The sequence below is a fragment of the Olsenella uli genome (assembly GCF_016900775.1).
GTDB lineage: Bacteria > Actinomycetota > Coriobacteriia > Coriobacteriales > Atopobiaceae > Thermophilibacter > Thermophilibacter uli_A.
Map to the genome: position 1 here is coordinate 20,374 of NZ_JACJKN010000011.1, position 14,961 is coordinate 35,334.

A 14,961-nucleotide genomic window follows, 5' to 3' on the forward strand; every position below is an offset into this window, starting at 1 on the left:
GCGCCCGGGCCCTTTCTTCTCTGCACGCACGTCACGAAGGGAGGCCCCATGGGCTCTCAGGAGCGAGAGATCATCGGCGTCGACGACCGCGTCTCGGTCGGGCGCGCCATTCCGCTCGGCATCCAGCACATGATGTCCATGTTCGGCTCGACGGTGCTTGTCCCCGTCCTCACCGGGCTCGACCCCAACGTCGCCATCATGTGCTCCGGCATCGGCACGATCTGCTATCTGCTCGTCACCGGCAACAAGATCCCGAGCTACCTCGGGAGCTCGTTCGCGTTCATCAGCCCCATCCTCGCCGTCGGCGCCACCCAGGGCCTCGACGCTGCCATGTCGGGCGTCATCGTGGCCGGCATGGTGTTTCTCGCCGTGGCCGGGATCATCCGCCTCGTCGGCACCGGCTGGCTCGACCGGTTCCTGCCGCCCGTCCTCGTCGCCTCGGTGATGGTCGTCATCGGCGTCGGCCTCTCCGCCACGGCGGCCGACATGGCCTTCATGACCGACCTTCCGGACGGCACCTCGGCCTTCTTCGGCGTCGGCGCCGTCGTCGCGGCCGTGACGCTCATCGCCGCCGTCGTCTTCTCGAGCATGGGCGGCATGTTCGGCACCATCCCCGTCCTTCTCGCCATCATCGTGGGCTACGTCGTCTCCATCCCGTTTGGGCTCGTCGACTTCGCCCCCGTGGCCGAGGCGGCCTGGATCGGCCTGCCGAGCGTCTCCATGCCGCGCTTCGACTGGGGCGCCGTGGCGCTCATCGCGCCCGTGGCCGTGGTCGTGGTCATCGAGCACATCGGCCACCTGCTCGCGGTCGGCGAGATCGTGGGCAAGGACTACCGCTCCATGCTCCCGCGCTCGCTCGCCGGCGACGGCATCTCCACGATGATCTCCGGCTTCCTCGGCGGCCCCCCGACGACCACCTACGCCGAGAACATCGGCGTCATGAGCGTGACGCGCGTCTACTCCACGCAGATCTTCTGGTACGCGGGCGGCTTCGCGCTCGTGATTGGCGGCTTCTGCCCCAAGCTCGCCGCCCTCATCCAGTCGATCCCGAGCCCGGTCATGGGCGGCGTGTCGCTTCTGCTCTTCGGCCTCATCGCGTCGAACGGCCTGCGCATGCTCGTCTCGAACCGCGTGGACTTCGACGTCAACCGCAACCTGATGATCGCGTCTGTGGTCATCATCCTCGGCGTGGGCATGGAGACCTCAGGCATCGCCATCCCCATCGGCGACTACACGCTGCCGGGCATGGCCACCTCCGCGCTCGCCGGCATCCTGCTCAACCTCATCCTCCCCGGGCGTTCGTCCGCGCAGGCGGACGCCTAGCCCGGCGACGCCGTCGCGCCCGAGCGGGCGGCCCCGACATATGGGGGCCGCCCGCTCTCATTTTGGCGTTGCGGCGGGGGAGCCTGGGGTACCATCAGAGAGAGGACAATCCAACCAGGGGAGGATTCAATGGAAGCAACGCGCAAGGACCTCGTCATCGTAGGCGGCGGCCCGGCGGGCCTCGCTGCCGCCATCTACGCGAGCCGCTCGCTGCTCGACGCGGTCACGCTCGAGCGCGAGGCGCTCGGCGGGCAGGTCATCCTCACGAGCGAGGTGGACAACTACCCGGGCGTCCCGCACGCGGACGGCTACGGGCTCGTCGAGGCCATGAGGGGGCAGGCCGAGGGCCTCGGGGCGGACATCAGGATGGAGCCCGTCGAGTCCGTCGAGCATGACGGCGCGACCGGCCGCTTCCTGGTGCGCACGCCGTCCGCCGCCTATGACGCCGCGAGCGTGATTGTCTCGGCCGGGGCCCAGCCGCGCAAGGCGGGCTTCGAGGGGGAGGAGCGCTTCGCGGGCCACGGCGTCTCGTACTGCGCCACGTGCGACGGCATGTTCTATAGAGGCAAACATGTGTTCGTAATCGGGGGAGGGAACTCGGCGGCAGAGGAGGCGCTCTTCCTGACGCGCTTCGCGAGCAAGGTGACCGTGGTCGTCCGCAAGGACCACCTGCGCGCGCAGGCGTCCGTCGTCTCCGAGCTCGAGCGCAACGAGAAGGTCGAGCTGCGCCTCATGACGAGCGTCGTGGCCGTGGACGGCGGCGAGCTGCCCTCGAGCGTCACGTTCCGCGACAACGCTACCGGTGAGACGCACGTTGAGACCTTCGAGGAGGGCTCGTTCGGCATCTTCGTGCTCGTGGGCCGCGTGCCGGAGTCCGGCCTCCTGGGGGGCCTCGTGGAGCTCGACGAGGCCGGCTACGCCGTGACGGACGAGCGCATGGCCACGTCGACCCCGGGGCTCTTCGTGGCCGGAGACGTGCGGAGAAAGCCGCTCCGGCAGATCGTGACCGCCGCGTCCGACGGCGCCGTCGCGGCCACGAGCGCCGCCGCGTACCTCGGGCACCCCGTCGAGGGCTAGGCTCTCCGCGGGACCGCATCGATTCTGGCACACCGCCTCTTGAGCGCCCTCGTCGGGACACCCCTGGCGAGGGCGCGTTCTTCTCGCCGCCGCGAGGTCCGTCTAAAACCGTGATAATATATCTTATGTAAAGTAGAGATTACGAAGGAATCCCCCGCCTCAGCGGACGCGCTGCGAGGACATGAGGCGGAGCTTGAGGAGGGCGTCGTCGGTCGCGGAGGCGTCCACGATGACGAGCAGGCGGTCGAGCGCCTCGATGCGCGTGCCGCCGCTGGGCACCACGTCGCCGCCGGCGCGCTCGATCGTCACGACACGCATGCCGTCCGGCCACGGCACGTCGCGCACGAGCATGCCCTCGAGACGGCTCCCCGCGCCCACGAGGACGGTCTGGAGCGACTTGCCACCGGCGGCGGGGCCCGCCGGCGCGCCCGCCGCCTTCTCCTGCGAGCCGAGGAGCGCCGCGAGCAGGTGCTCGTAGAAGGGCTCGGTCTCGGTGAGGTTGGCGGTCACGTAGGCCACGACGGAGACGACCGAGGCCGAGAGGAGCGCGTCGAGCGAGCCCGTGAGCTCGAAGACGAGCACCACCGCCGTCACGGGCGCCCTCACGACGCCCGAGAAGAGCCCCGCCACGCCGAGCGCCACGAAGTTGGGGACGTACTCCCCCGGCATCCCGAGCGCGCCCATGCCGCGCGCGAAGAGCCCGCCCACGAGCGCGCCCATGACGACGAGGGGCAGAAGCGTCCCGCCGGGCGCCCCGGAGCCAAAGCAGACGGTGGTGTAGAGGTACTTGCCGAGCAGGAGCGCCGCGATGGCGGCGGCCCCGAGCCCCTCCGGGGACTCGAGGAGCTCGATGATGGCGTCGCCGCCGCAGAGGAGCTCCGGCCACGCGAACGCCATGACGCCGGCGAGCGCGAAGGGCACGGCGAGGCGCGCGAGCGGGGCGCGCGCAGGCAGCCGCCCGAAGAGGCCCTGGCAGGCGAACATCCCGCGGTTGTGGAGCGCGCCGAGCAGGCCCGCGACGAGGCCGAGCAGCACCACGAGGCCATAGCTCGCGTGCGGCAGGTCGCCCCCGAGCGCGACGCTCATGACGGGCGCCACGCCGAGCGCCTGCGAGACGAGGTAGTCCGAGGCGACCGACGAGCACATGACCGAGATGATGAGCGGCGCGGTGAACTCCTTGTGGATCTCCTCGAGGGCGAAGAGGACGCCCGTGAGCGGCGCGTGGAAGGCGGCGGACATGCCCGCGGCGGCGCCGCAGGTGACGAGCAGGCGCTCCTCTCCCCTCCTCCTGCGCAGCGCGCGCGAGACGGCCTTGCCCGACATGCCGCCGAGCTGCACGGAGGGGCCCTCGCGGCCGAGCGAGAGGCCCGCGAGGGCGAGCATGGCCCCCTCGGCGAACTTGGCGGGGATGACGCGGCGCCACGGGGCGTCCATTCGGTCGACGACCTCGGCGTCTATCTGCGGTATGCCGGAGCCCGAGGTGGCTGGCTCCCAGGTAACGAGGGCCGACACGCAGGCGAGAAGGACGGCGAGCACCGCGAACCACGCGGCCATGAGCAGGGGGCTTCCCGCGGCCGCGCCGGTGACGAGGCGCAGGAGGCGCTCGGCGTTCGAGAGGACGAGCCGGTAGAGCGTGATCACCCCGCCGGCGACGAGGCCGACGAGCAGGCCCTCGAGGACGAGGGCGACCTGGAAGCGGCGCGAGAGGCGCCGGACTATCTCATGCTGGGGGAGGTCCTCCATCCCGGCCGCGCTAGGAGACCTTGACGAGGGTGAAGACCTCGCGGTCGCACGCGTCGGCGATGATCTTGCGGGGCCCCAGGAACGCGAGCTCGAGGATGAAGGCGAAGCCCTCGACCGAGGCGCCGGCCTGCTCGACGAGGCGGGCGGCGGCGATCGCGGTGCCGCCGGTGGCGACGAGGTCGTCGACCACGAGGACGCGGTCCTCGGGCGTCAGCGCGTCGCGGTGGATCTGGAGCTCGTCGGTGCCATACTCGAGTGAATAGCTCTGGGAGTAGACGGCGCGCGGGAGCTTGCCGGGCTTGCGGGCGGGCACGAAGCCGCAGCCGAGCCGGTAGGCCACGGGCGCGCCGATGAGAAAGCCGCGGGCCTCCGCGCCCACGACCTTGGTGACGCCGCGGCCCTCGAAGTGCCCGGCGATCTCGTCCACGACGGCGCGAAGCGCCTCGGCGTCGTCGAAGAGCGGGGTGATGTCCTTGAAGACGACGCCCGGCTCGGGGTAGTCGGGGATGTCGACGATGCGGCTCGCGAAGTCGAAGTCTGGCACGGCCTGTCTCTCCTCTCGGGGGCGCGGGGCTATCGCTCGGCGCCCTTCTCCTTGAACGGCTCTGTGACGCGCCTCTGGATGAGCTCGTCCCTCACGGCGTTGGTGAGGCCGAGCATGCGGGAGAACGCGTGGTTGAAGCGCTGGCGCGTCTCGTCGGTGGGGTCGAGCTCCACGCCGCCGCCCTTGCGGGCGTAGACGACGAGGGCCTGCTCGAACATGGCGGACTCGCGGTTGGCGGCAATGACGTACTGGCGGAGGTTCTTGGGGCCGATCCCGAAGTGGCGCAGCTCGTCGCAGACGCGGATGAGCGGGAAGTCGCGGCCGTCCACGAGGTCGCGGCCGTGGGGGGACCTCGTGAGCGTGATCACGCCGGCCTCGGAGAGCTGGCGCACGAAGCTCGCGGTGGCGCCCGTGAGCTCGGGCATGCGGTCGATGGGATGGAGCTTGCCGGCGACCTCCTCGTCGTCGGCGGGCAGCGCGATGGGCTCCGCGCCCCCGAGCTCAGGGCTCGGCTGGCCGGAGTCGGCGCGCTCGAGCTCCTCCTTGATGACCGAGAGCGGCAGGAAGCGGTTCTTCTGCAGGTAGAGGATGGTCTCGAGGCGGCGCACGTCGCGCTGGGAGTAGAGGCGGTAGCCGCTCGGCGTGCGCGAGGGGTTGAGCAGCCCCTCATCCTGCAGGTAGCGCACCTTCGAGACGGTGAGGTCGGGGTACTGCTGCTGCAGCCGCTTGACGACCTTGCCTATGGTCAGGTAACCCGCGTCGGCCATGGGGCCTTATGCCTCCGCGTCAATCCTGCGCGGGCGCCCGTTGACGTGGAACACCATGCGGAAGGTGCCGATCTGGATGGTCGAGCCGTCCTTGAGGCTCGCCTTGCTCACGATGGCGCCGTCGACCCAGGTGCCGTTGAGCGAGCCGAGGTCCTCGATGGTGGCGATCCCGAGGGCGCTGTTGGAGAGGTCCATGACGGCGTGGCGGCGCGAGACCGTCATGTCGTTCAGGAAGACGCTGTTCTTCGGGTCGCGCCCGAGCGTGATCTCCGGGGAGTCGAGCTCGAAGGTCTCCCCGATCTGCGGCCCCTTGACGATGGTGAGCGTGGGATGGGCGGGCTTGGCGGCCCCCATGAGGTCGGGGATCGTCGCGTCTGCGGCCGGCATGCGGAAGATCTCGGTCGAGCCGGCGCTGGTATTGGTGTTGGGCATGTGTCTCCCCTCGTTTCTTCTCAGACTACCATCATAGCGCGCATCACCTGCACGCGACACAGTCCATCTCAATCAGGGCGCCAAGCGGCAGCTCCGAGACGCCCACGACGGCCCGCGCGGGGGCGGGGGTCGTGAACCTGCGGGCGTAGACCTCGTTCATCGCGTCCAGGTCGTCGAGGCTCGCGAGGTAGACGGTCGTCTGCGCGACGTCGGCGAGCGTGCAGCCCACCTCGCCGAGGATGGACTCGATGATGTCGATGACGCGCTCGGTCTGCTCGGCGATGCCGCCCGCGACGAGCGAGCGCTTGTCGTCGGGCGAGATCGGGAGCTGCCCGGAGGCGAAGACGAGCCGCCCTGCCGTGGTGCCCTGCGAGTAGGGCCCGATGGCGTCGGGCGCGTCCTGCGCGTTGATCGAGTACTTCACGTTCCTCTCCCCTCTCGGGGCGCGGCCCCGGCCCATGCGGCGCGCCTATGACGCGAGCCCGCGCGCCCCCACGAAGTCGTCGCCGGCGCGGACGAGCCCCCAGCCCTCGAGCTCCTCGCGCCCCATCGCCGCAGGACCCCCCTCGCCCAGCCGCGCCGACCAGGGGAGCCGGCCCGCGAGCGCGCGGACGGCGTCCACGCCGACGGGGGACACCTCGGAAAACGAGAGGAGGCTCCGCCAGATCACGCGCGCCGAGGCGGCGGGCACGAGCAGGAGGTAGGCCTCGTCCGCGGGCGCGGGCACCCGGGCGACGATGGCCGGGATGGCGTCGAGCATGAGCGAGGCGACCTCGCCCGGGCGGGGCAGGCGCGCCCCCGTGCGGCGCAGGTAGTCCGAGACCACGCGGCCGGACGCGGCCCCCGCGCAGAGGAGCGGCACGAGCATGCCGCTCGCGTCCTCGACGGAGCTCGCGGCCAGGGGGCCCTCGTCGCCGCCGGCCCCGCGCACGTACTCGAGCCAGGCCGCGCCGACCTCGCCGCGCGGGGTCGGGTCGAGCAGCACGTGCTCGTGGTCGCCCGTCCTCAGGACGAGGGGGGCGCCCAGCACGCGCCCGTCCCCGCGCAGCAGCGCCTCGAAGGACGCCTCCCCCACCGCGAGCGGCCCGCCGGCGAGCGCCGCGCGCGCGAGCTCGGGCGCGCGGCCCCCGGAGAGCAGCAGGTAGGTCGTGCCCGTGAGGTCGGCCACGACGGCCCCGACGAGCGCCTCGCCGAGGTCCTTCTCGCCCTCGCAGGGGTAGGAGGAGACGGCGAGCAGGCCGGTTGACTCGCTGGCGCGAAAGCGCGCGCCGAGCAGGAGGTGCTCCTCGTAGAGGATGCCCATGCGCGCGCCCATCAGCGCTCGCCTCCCCGGCTGGCGCGGATGATCGCGAGCGCGGCGCGGGTGTAGACGACGGCCGTCGCGGCCGAGCAGACGACGCCGGCGTAGACGAAGTAGATGCCGAGCGCGGCGGGCTGCGCGTTTATGCCGGGCAGCCACGAGACGTCGACGAGGCCGAGCCCGTCGATTACGGGCATGCCGAGCAGAAGGTCGCAGAAGCCGAACATGAGCAGGGCCGTGGCGGCCTTGCCGACATAGGCCACGTCGAGGGGCCGCTCGCGGAAGCGCCGGAGCACGAGGCCGCCCGCGCCGAGGTAGACGTCGCGCCCGATGACGAAGGCGGGGACCCAGGTGGGAAGCTCCCCCATGACGAGGAGGCCGAGCACGCCGGTGAACAGCAGCACGCGGTCCATGATGGGGTCCATGATCTTGCCGAGCCAGCTCACCGTCTGGGTGCGCCGCGCGACCTGCCCGTCGAGGAAGTCGGTGACGGCGGCCACCGCGTAGCAGGTGAGGGCGAGCGCGCGGTTGCCGCCGCTCGTGAACAGGACGAGGAAAGCGGCCGTGAGGGCGAGCCGGCAGAAGGTGATGACGTTGGCGACCGTGAGGACCTGGGTGGAGGGGTTCTCCGACGATCCGACGGGCGCGCTGGCGCGGCCGGTCCTCTGTCGCTCCGCGGCGTCCGCGTCCGCGATGTCGCGGAGCAGCGAGGTGATGCGGTCGGTTCTCTCTGACACTACTTGCCTCTCGAGGTCGGGTGTGCACTCCTCAATCGAGATACCCATATTAGCGCACTTTCATTCGGCCGCCCGCCATGCCCGCGCCGCGGGCGGCGCGCGCCGCGCCGGCGGGGCCCCGCGCTACGGGCGCTCGATGACGCGGACGCGCCTCACGCCGGAGATCCGGGCGAGCTCGGCCCCCATCTGCGGCGTGACGTCGCCCGAGACCTCGATGAGGGTGTAGGCGTTGCTGCCGCGGCTCTTGTTGGTCATGTTCTCGATGTTGAGGCCCGAGGCGGCGAGCGCCGCGGAGAGCAGGCCGATGACGCCCTGGACGTTCTCGTGGAAGACGGCCACGCGCTCGTCGCCCTCGCCCACGGGTCCCAGGTCCACCTGGCCATAGTTGACGGAGTTCCTGATGTTGCCGTTCTCGAGGTAGTCCTTGAGCTCGTTGGCGGCCATGACGGCGCAGTTGTCCTCGGCCTCGCCGGTCGAGGCGCCCAGGTGCGGCAGCACGATGGCGTTTCTCATGTTGGCGCTCGCGGGGTTGGCAAAGTCGGTGACGTAGCGGCCCACGCGCCCGTCGTCGAGCGCCTCGGCGAGCGCCTGCTCGTCGACAAGCGAGTCGCGCGCGAAGTTGAGCAGCACGGCGCCGCGCGGCATGCGCGCGATCATGTCCGCCGAGATCATCTTGCGCGTGGCGTCGGTGGCCGGGACGTGCAGCGTCACGAAGTCGCAGCGGGAGAGCATCTCGCCGAGGTCCGTGACGTGCTCGATCCTGCGGTCGAGGCTCCAGGCCGCGTTGATGGAGAGGTACGGGTCATAGCCCATGACCTCGCAGCCGAGGTCGATGAGGGTGTTGGCCACCGCGGCGCCGATGGCCCCGAGGCCCACCACGCCCACGCTCTTGCCCGCGAGCTCGCAGCCGCCGAACTGCTTCTTGGCCTTCTCGGCCTTCTTGCCGACGTCCGGGTCGTCGCTGTTCTCGGCGACCCACGCGGCGCCCCCGATGACGTCGCGGCACGCGAGGAGCATGCCGCAGACGACGAGTTCCTTCACCGCGTTGGCGTTCGCGCCGGGCGTGTTGAAGACGACGACGCCCTGCTCGGCGCAGCGCTCCACGGGGATGTTGTTGACGCCCGCGCCCGCGCGCGCGATGGCGAGCAGATTGCCCCCGAGCTCGAGCTCGTGGAGGTTCGCGGAGCGCACCATGAGGGCGTCGGCGCCCTCCGGCTCGCTCACGAACTCGTATCCCGCGCCGAGGTGGTCGGTCCCGACCTTGGCGATGTTGTTGAGGCAGCAGATCTTGTACATGGTTCCCTCCGCAAAATGGGGACGTGTTTTTTCGCGCAGATGATCTGGGACAGGTTTGCATCTGGCTGGCAGGGGGTGCGCGCTCGCCCAGAAGGCCTGTCCCAAATCTTCTGCGCGAAAAAACACGTCCCCATTTCGCAGGTCAGTGAGAGAGCTCGAAGTCCTTCATGAAGGCGACGAGCGCCTCCACGCCCGCCCGCGGCATGGCGTTGTAGATCGAGGCGCGCATGCCGCCCACGGAGCGGTGGCCCTTGAGGTTGACGAGCCCCGCCTTGGCCGCCTCGGCGACGAACTCCGCGTCGAGCTCCTTGTTTCCGGTCACGAACGGCACGTTCATGAGCGAGCGGTCGCGCGGCTCGACGGTGGACGAGAAGAGCTCGGACTCGTCGAGGTAGTCGTAGAGGAGCTTGGCCTTCTCGGCGTTGCGCTCCCCCATCGCGGGGAGCCCGCCGTTCTTCTCGATCCACTTGAAGACCTTGCCGCAGACGTAGATGCCCCAGCAGTTGGGCGTGTTGTAGAGCGAGCCCGCGTCGATCTGCGTCTTGAGGCGCAGCATCGTGGGGACGCCCGGCAGGTCGTCGGGCACGAGGTCCTCGCGCACGATCACGATCTGCACGCCCGCGGGGCCCACGTTCTTCTGCACGCCGGCGTGGATGAGGCCGTAGCGGGAGACGTCGACGGGCTCGGAGAGGAACATCGAGCTCTGGTCGGCAACGAGGACGTGTCCCTTGGTGTTGGGGAGCTCGGCGAACCTGGTGCCGTAGATGGTGTTGTTCTCGCAGATGTAGAGGTAGCTCGCGTCCTCGCGGATGGGCAGGTCGGAGCAGTCGGGGATGTAGGAGAAGTTCCTGTCCGCGGAGGAGGCCACGGCCTGGGCGTCGCCCAGGATCTGCGCCTCCTGGAAGGCCTTCTTGGCCCAGTTGCCGGTGATGACGTAGTCGGCCTTGCCGTTGGTGGCCAGGTTCATGAAGACCGTCGAGAAGAGCAGCGAGTCGCCGCCCTGGACGAAGATGACCTTGTAGTTCTCCGGGATGCCCATGAGGCCCCTGAGGTCCGCCTCGGCGTCGTCGATGATCTTCTGGAAGACGGAAGATCGGTGACTCATCTCCATGACGCTCATGCCGCAGCCGGCGTAGTCGAGCATCTCGTCCGCGCACTGCCTGAGGACCTCCTCGGGCAGAACGGCGGGGCCAGCGGAGAAGTTGTACACGCGTGCCATGTCGTCCTCCAATGTCTGGTGCAGAAACGTCTTTCCATCTTAGGCACGCCAGTGTGTCGGGCGGGTTTCCGCCGCGCAAACGCCGTGTGGCGTGAGCGTCGGCGCGACGGCCCCTCGTGCTGCCGGCGACGTTGCGAAATTCCGGGTCGTGGCAGAAATCGGCCTGCCACGACCCGGGATTTCGCAACGAGGCGAGAAGAACGCCCAGTTGGCGCCCGATCACGATTGCCATAACCCCCAAAAAGACAACGCTCCAGCCCGGGAATTGCCGCGACCCCCAATCCTGCAACGCGTATGCGGGCCCCGGTGCGCCCTGGAGGCACAGAAACACAAAAGAGGCCAGAGACTGCTCCCTGGCCTCGTCAATTCCTGGTCGGGTGGACTGGATTCGAACCAGCGACCCCTTGACCCCCAGTCAAGTGCGCTACCAAACTGCGCCACCACCCGGTCGTTGTGCGAGGAAGAACTATAGCACCCTTCCCGGGGCGTGACAAGTACGAATTTGAGCGCGTTCTTCTCGCGGCAGCCGCCCGCCGAAGGGGCGTTCCGGTGCCGCGGCGTCGCGTCGTACCATGGGTGCGTCACCCGACGAAAGGAGAACAGCATGCTCAACCTCGACTTCCACGGGCGCGTCGCCCTCGTCACGGGCGCCTCCTCGGGCCTCGGCGTCGCCTTCGCGCATGCCCTCGCCGGGCAGGGCGCCGACGTCGCCATCCTGGCCCGCCGCGTGGAGCGCCTCGAGCAGGTGGCCGACGAGTGCCGCGCGCTCGGCGTCCGCTGCCTGCCGGTGGCCTGCGACGTCTCGAGCGAGGATTCCATCAAGGCCGCCGTCGCGCAGGTGAAAGAGGAGTTCGGCCGCATCGACGTGCTCGTCAACAACGCGGGCGTCTGCGAGTACGCGCCGCTCGAGGAGCACACGACGGCACAGTGGGACAAGGTCATCGCCACCGACCTCACGAGCGTCTTTCTCATGACGCGCGAGGTGGCCCCGCTCTTCCGCGAGCAGGGCTACGGCCGCGTGGTCAACATCGCCTCGGTGGGCGCCATCCAGGCGGGCGCCACGCAGATCGGCTACTTCGCGGCCAAGGGCGCCGTCCTGCAGGTCACGCGCGCGCTCGCGGCCGAGCTCGCGTCCTACGGCGTGCTCGTGAACGCCATCGCGCCGGGCGTCTTCGACACCGAGATGACGCACGACGCGCTCGAGGCCGAGGGCTCGCTCGTCCTCAAGAACCGCACCGTCCTCAAGCGCTTTGCCGACCCGGTGGAGCTCGTGCCGCAGATGCTCGTCTTCGCGAGCGAGGCCAACACCTACTGCACCGGCCAGACCATCTACGTCGACGGCGGCCTCACCTCCCAGCTGTAGGCCCCCGGCCGGGCGAGAAGGACGGGCGCGTTTCTGGCGCCCGCGGGCCGCCCGTCCTTCTCGGCCATTCCGCCCTACTCGCCCGTGACCTCCACGATGCCCGTGGCGCCCTCGATGTCGCGGATGACCTCACCCACGGCGGGCAGCGTGATGCGGCTTCCCGCGAGCGGGTTCTTGACGCTGTCCACGGGGGTCGTGACTTCGGCCCGGACGTGGCTGCGCTCGAAGGCGAGGTCGCAGCCCTCCATCCGGCAGTTCACGAGTCGCAGGCCCTCGCAGTAGCAGAGTGGCTGCGTACCCTCGATGACGCAGTTCTCAAAGGTCACGTTCTCGCTGTACCAGCCGAGGTACTCGCCCTTCACGCGCGAGTTGCGCACCACGACATGGCGTGCGTGCCAGAAGGCGTCCTTGGTGTCGAGGTCGCAGTCCTCGAAGACGGCGTCCTCGATGTACTGGAACGAGTACTTGCCCGAGAAGCGCACGTTCCGGAAGAAGAGATGGCTCGAGCGCATCATGAAGTACTCGCTCTCCGCGGTGCAGTCCTCCATCTCGATTCCGCGCGTGGACCAGCCGAACTCAGGGGACACGATGTCGCAGCCGCTCATGCGGACGTTGCCGCACTCGCGCAGCGCCTTGATGCCGTGCAGGCGGCTGCCCTCGATCGTGACGTCCTCGGAGTACCAGAGCGCGGCGCGGCAGAGCTCGGTCATCTCCACATTGCGCAGCGTGAGGCCGCGGTCGTGCCAGAACGGGTAGCGCAGGTTCATGAAGGCGCCCTCCACGGTGACGTCCTCGCACTCCTTGAAGGCGCTCTCCCCGTCCGCCGGCCCGTCGAAGCGGCAGCTCCGCACGGTCACGTCGCGCGCGCCGTAGAGGGCGCGCTCCTCGTCGAAGGTCCGGTTCTCGATGGTCTTCTCGCTCATAAGGCCCTTCTTCTACTGCTGCAGGTACTTCTCGAAGAACCCCTGGATCTTGTCCCAGGGGATGGCGCCCTTGCCGCCGCCGTCGTAGAGGTCGGTGTGGGTGGCGCCCGGGACGAGCACGAGCTCCTTGTTGTCCCCCGTGAGGCGCGAGAAGGCGTCCTTGCCCATGTAGCAGGAGTGCGCCGCCGCGCCGTGGAGCACCATGACGGCGCTCTCGATCTCGTCCGCGTAGGCGAGGATCGGCTGGTTGAGGAAGCTCTGCGTGCCGATGACGTTCCAGCCCTCGTTGGAGTTGAGCGAGCGGGGGTGGTAGCCGCGCGCCGTCTTGTAGTAGTCGTGGTAGTCGCGCACGAACTGCGGCGCGCCCGCCGGCAGCGGGTCCACGACGCCGCCGGCGCGCTCGTAGGTGCCGGACGCGTAGTCGCGCGTGCGCTGGGAGGCGAGGGCGCGGCGCTGGGCCTGGCGGGCCTCGGCGCTGTCGGCCTCGTCGAAGTAGCCCTTTGCCGCGATGCGGCTCATGTCGTACATCGTGCTCGCCACGGTCGCCTTGACGCGCGGGTCGAGCGCGGCGGCGTTTATCGCGAGGCCGCCCCAGCCGCAGATGCCGACGATGCCCACGCGCTCCGCGTCAACGTCGTCGCGGCAGGAGAGGCAGTCCACCGCGGCGAGGAAGTCCTCGGTGTTGATGTCGGGGCTCGCCATGTAGCGGGGCTCGCCGCCGGACTCTCCGGTGAACGACGGATCGAAGGCGAGCGTGAGGAAGCCGCGCTCGGCGAGCGTCTGCGCGTAGAGGCCCGCGCACTGCTCTTTGACGGCGCCGAAGGGACCGCACACGGCGATGGCGGCGAGCGGGGCGCCCGCCGCCGCGTCGCGCGGGCGGTAGAGGTCGGCCGCCAGCGTGATGCCGTAGCGGTTGTGGAACGTCACCTTCTCGTGGTGGACGGACGCGGACTTCGGGAACGTCTTGTCCCATTCGGCGGTCAGGCCGAGGTTCTTCTCGCTCATGGTCTCTCCCCTCGTTGTGCGGGCATCTCGGAGGAAACGCGGGCCAGCAGGTGGTCGATGGCGTCGATGCCGCGCTGGCTCGCGCGCATCTCCTCGACCAGGCGCGCCCGCTCGTCGAGCAGGACGCGCTTGGTCTCGCGCACGCGGCCCGCCTCGCAGCAGCACCGGGCGCGGTCGGCCGTCGCGACGTCGCAGGCGCAGTCGCTGAGGCAGCGCTCGATGTCCGTCGTCAGCTCTCCCATCGCATGCCTCCTCTCTTGGTGACCAGTTTAGCGACGCGGCGTCATCATGTATAATTCCTATGTTGCATGCCTGTGTATGCGCATATTGCATGGATTAGGAGGAGCATGGAGCTGCGACACCTCAGGTACTTCCTCATGGTCGCGCGCGAGGGCACCATCTCGGGCGCCGCCGCGGCGCTGCACGTCTCGCAGCCCTCGCTCTCCCGTCAGATGCAGGAGCTCGAGCGCGACCTCGGGGTGCGCCTCTTCGACCGCGGGAGCCGCCGCATCGAGCTCACGGAGCCGGGCATGCGGCTGCGGCGGCGCGCCGAGGAGATCGTGGACCTCGTCGGGCGCACGGAGGAGGAGTTTCGCCTCACGGCGGACACGCTCGCCGGCGAGGTGCGCCTCGGCGGCGGCGAGACGCCCGCGATGGGCCTTCTCGCCGACGTCATGGCGGAGTTCGTGGACGCCTGCCCGCTCGTGCGCTTCTCGCTCTTCAGCGGCAACGCCGAGAGCGTGAGCGAGCGCCTGGACACGGGGCGGCTCGACTTCGGCGTGTTCGTCGGGCACGCCGACCTCTCGCGCTACGAGTTCCTGCAGCTGCCCGCGCGCGACCGCTGGGGCGCCTTCATGCGCGAGGACGACGCGCTCGCCGCGCGCGACGCCGTGACGCCGGCCGACCTCGCCGGGCGCTCGCTCATCCTCTCGGAGCAGGCGAGCCGCGAGATGGGCGCGTGGTTCCACCGGGACCTCGAGGACCTCGACGTCGTGGCGACCTACAACCTGCTCTACAACGCGGCGCTGCTCGCCCGGCGCGGGATGGGCGTCGTCGTGAGCCTCGAGGGCATCGTCGACACGAGCGAGGGGTCGGGGCTGGCGTTTCGGCCGCTCGAGCCCGCCATATCGGCGGACGTCTTCATCGCGTGGAAGCGCTACCAGTCGTTCTCCCCCGCCGCGGAGGCGTTCCTGTCCGCCGTGCGCGAGCGGTGGGGCATGTAAAAGGGGGAC

General features: G+C 69.9%; 16 protein-coding genes and 1 tRNA gene. 4 read left to right on the forward strand and 13 right to left on the reverse strand.

What is annotated here, in order from left to right; all coding sequences use genetic code 11:
• The first annotated feature begins 48 nt into the window (after positions 1 to 48).
• Positions 49 to 1,323 (forward strand): uracil-xanthine permease family protein, encoded by a 1,275-nt coding sequence (locus H6A23_RS07545; protein ID WP_204831583.1) that lies wholly within the window; start codon positions 49 to 51, stop codon positions 1,321 to 1,323.
• A 129-nt stretch (positions 1,324 to 1,452) separates the two neighbouring features.
• Positions 1,453 to 2,400: an NAD(P)/FAD-dependent oxidoreductase gene (locus H6A23_RS07550; RefSeq protein ID WP_204831584.1), complete on the forward strand. Its 948-nt coding sequence runs from the start codon at positions 1,453 to 1,455 to the stop codon at positions 2,398 to 2,400.
• A gap of 159 nt (positions 2,401 to 2,559) precedes the next feature.
• Here the strand turns inward: H6A23_RS07550 and H6A23_RS07555 are convergent, their stop codons facing one another.
• The 10 genes from H6A23_RS07555 to H6A23_RS07600 form a co-directional block, all read right to left on the reverse strand.
• The gene (locus H6A23_RS07555) at positions 2,560 to 4,143 is read right to left on the reverse strand and encodes a ClC family H(+)/Cl(-) exchange transporter (RefSeq protein ID WP_204831585.1); all 1,584 of its coding nucleotides are present in this window, start codon (positions 4,141 to 4,143) and stop codon (positions 2,560 to 2,562) included.
• A gap of 10 nt (positions 4,144 to 4,153) precedes the next feature.
• A complete protein-coding gene (locus H6A23_RS07560; RefSeq protein WP_204831586.1) occupies positions 4,154 to 4,687 on the reverse strand; it encodes an adenine phosphoribosyltransferase in 534 nt (177 codons plus the stop codon).
• 29 nt (positions 4,688 to 4,716) lie between these two features.
• On the reverse strand, positions 4,717 to 5,454 hold the full coding sequence (gene ftsR, locus H6A23_RS07565) for a transcriptional regulator FtsR (RefSeq protein ID WP_204831587.1): 738 nt from the start codon (positions 5,452 to 5,454) through the stop codon (positions 4,717 to 4,719).
• Positions 5,455 to 5,460: 6 nt separating this feature from the next.
• A complete protein-coding gene (locus H6A23_RS07570) occupies positions 5,461 to 5,886 on the reverse strand; it encodes an FHA domain-containing protein (RefSeq protein WP_204831588.1) in 426 nt (141 codons plus the stop codon).
• Positions 5,887 to 5,929: 43 nt separating this feature from the next.
• Positions 5,930 to 6,310, reverse strand: coding sequence for a Rid family detoxifying hydrolase (locus tag H6A23_RS07575; RefSeq protein ID WP_204831589.1), 381 nt, complete (start codon positions 6,308 to 6,310; stop codon positions 5,930 to 5,932).
• 45 nt (positions 6,311 to 6,355) lie between these two features.
• Positions 6,356 to 7,201 carry a hypothetical protein gene (locus H6A23_RS07580; protein ID WP_204831590.1) on the reverse strand — a complete coding sequence of 282 codons (846 nt, stop codon included), beginning with the start codon at positions 7,199 to 7,201 and terminating at the stop codon, positions 6,356 to 6,358.
• Entirely contained in the window at positions 7,201 to 7,923 is a 723-nt protein-coding gene (locus H6A23_RS07585; protein ID WP_353653034.1) for a CDP-alcohol phosphatidyltransferase family protein, read from the reverse strand. The genes H6A23_RS07580 and H6A23_RS07585 overlap by 1 nt, the downstream gene beginning before the upstream one ends.
• Positions 7,924 to 8,046: 123 nt before the next feature.
• Positions 8,047 to 9,219 carry a 3-phosphoglycerate dehydrogenase family protein gene (locus tag H6A23_RS07590; protein WP_204831592.1) on the reverse strand — a complete coding sequence of 391 codons (1,173 nt, stop codon included), beginning with the start codon at positions 9,217 to 9,219 and terminating at the stop codon, positions 8,047 to 8,049.
• 142 nt (positions 9,220 to 9,361) lie between these two features.
• Complete coding sequence (serC, locus tag H6A23_RS07595; RefSeq protein WP_204831593.1) at positions 9,362 to 10,438, reverse strand: 3-phosphoserine/phosphohydroxythreonine transaminase; 1,077 nt, start codon at positions 10,436 to 10,438, stop codon at positions 9,362 to 9,364.
• Positions 10,439 to 10,808: 370 nt separating this feature from the next.
• Positions 10,809 to 10,885: transfer RNA gene (locus tag H6A23_RS07600), tRNA-Pro, on the reverse strand.
• A 157-nt stretch (positions 10,886 to 11,042) separates the two neighbouring features.
• Here H6A23_RS07600 and H6A23_RS07605 point away from each other — a divergent pair.
• The gene (locus tag H6A23_RS07605) at positions 11,043 to 11,801 is read left to right on the forward strand and encodes an SDR family NAD(P)-dependent oxidoreductase (RefSeq protein WP_204831594.1); all 759 of its coding nucleotides are present in this window, start codon (positions 11,043 to 11,045) and stop codon (positions 11,799 to 11,801) included.
• Between the two features lie 74 nt (positions 11,802 to 11,875).
• Here the strand turns inward: H6A23_RS07605 and H6A23_RS07610 are convergent, their stop codons facing one another.
• Genes H6A23_RS07610 through H6A23_RS07620 form a run of 3 tightly spaced genes read right to left on the reverse strand, consistent with a single transcriptional unit; the run spans position 11,876 to position 13,971 of the window.
• On the reverse strand, positions 11,876 to 12,724 hold the full coding sequence (locus tag H6A23_RS07610; RefSeq protein WP_204831595.1) for a DUF3737 family protein: 849 nt from the start codon (positions 12,722 to 12,724) through the stop codon (positions 11,876 to 11,878).
• A 12-nt stretch (positions 12,725 to 12,736) separates the two neighbouring features.
• The gene (locus H6A23_RS07615; RefSeq protein WP_204831596.1) at positions 12,737 to 13,729 is read right to left on the reverse strand and encodes an alpha/beta hydrolase; all 993 of its coding nucleotides are present in this window, start codon (positions 13,727 to 13,729) and stop codon (positions 12,737 to 12,739) included.
• Complete coding sequence (locus H6A23_RS07620; RefSeq protein ID WP_204831597.1) at positions 13,726 to 13,971, reverse strand: hypothetical protein; 246 nt, start codon at positions 13,969 to 13,971, stop codon at positions 13,726 to 13,728. Before H6A23_RS07620 ends, H6A23_RS07615 begins: the two co-directional genes overlap by 4 nt.
• A gap of 105 nt (positions 13,972 to 14,076) precedes the next feature.
• Here H6A23_RS07620 and H6A23_RS07625 point away from each other — a divergent pair, with 105 nt between their 5' ends.
• The gene (locus H6A23_RS07625; RefSeq protein WP_204831598.1) at positions 14,077 to 14,952 is read left to right on the forward strand and encodes a LysR family transcriptional regulator; all 876 of its coding nucleotides are present in this window, start codon (positions 14,077 to 14,079) and stop codon (positions 14,950 to 14,952) included.
• Positions 14,953 to 14,961 lie beyond the last annotated feature (9 nt).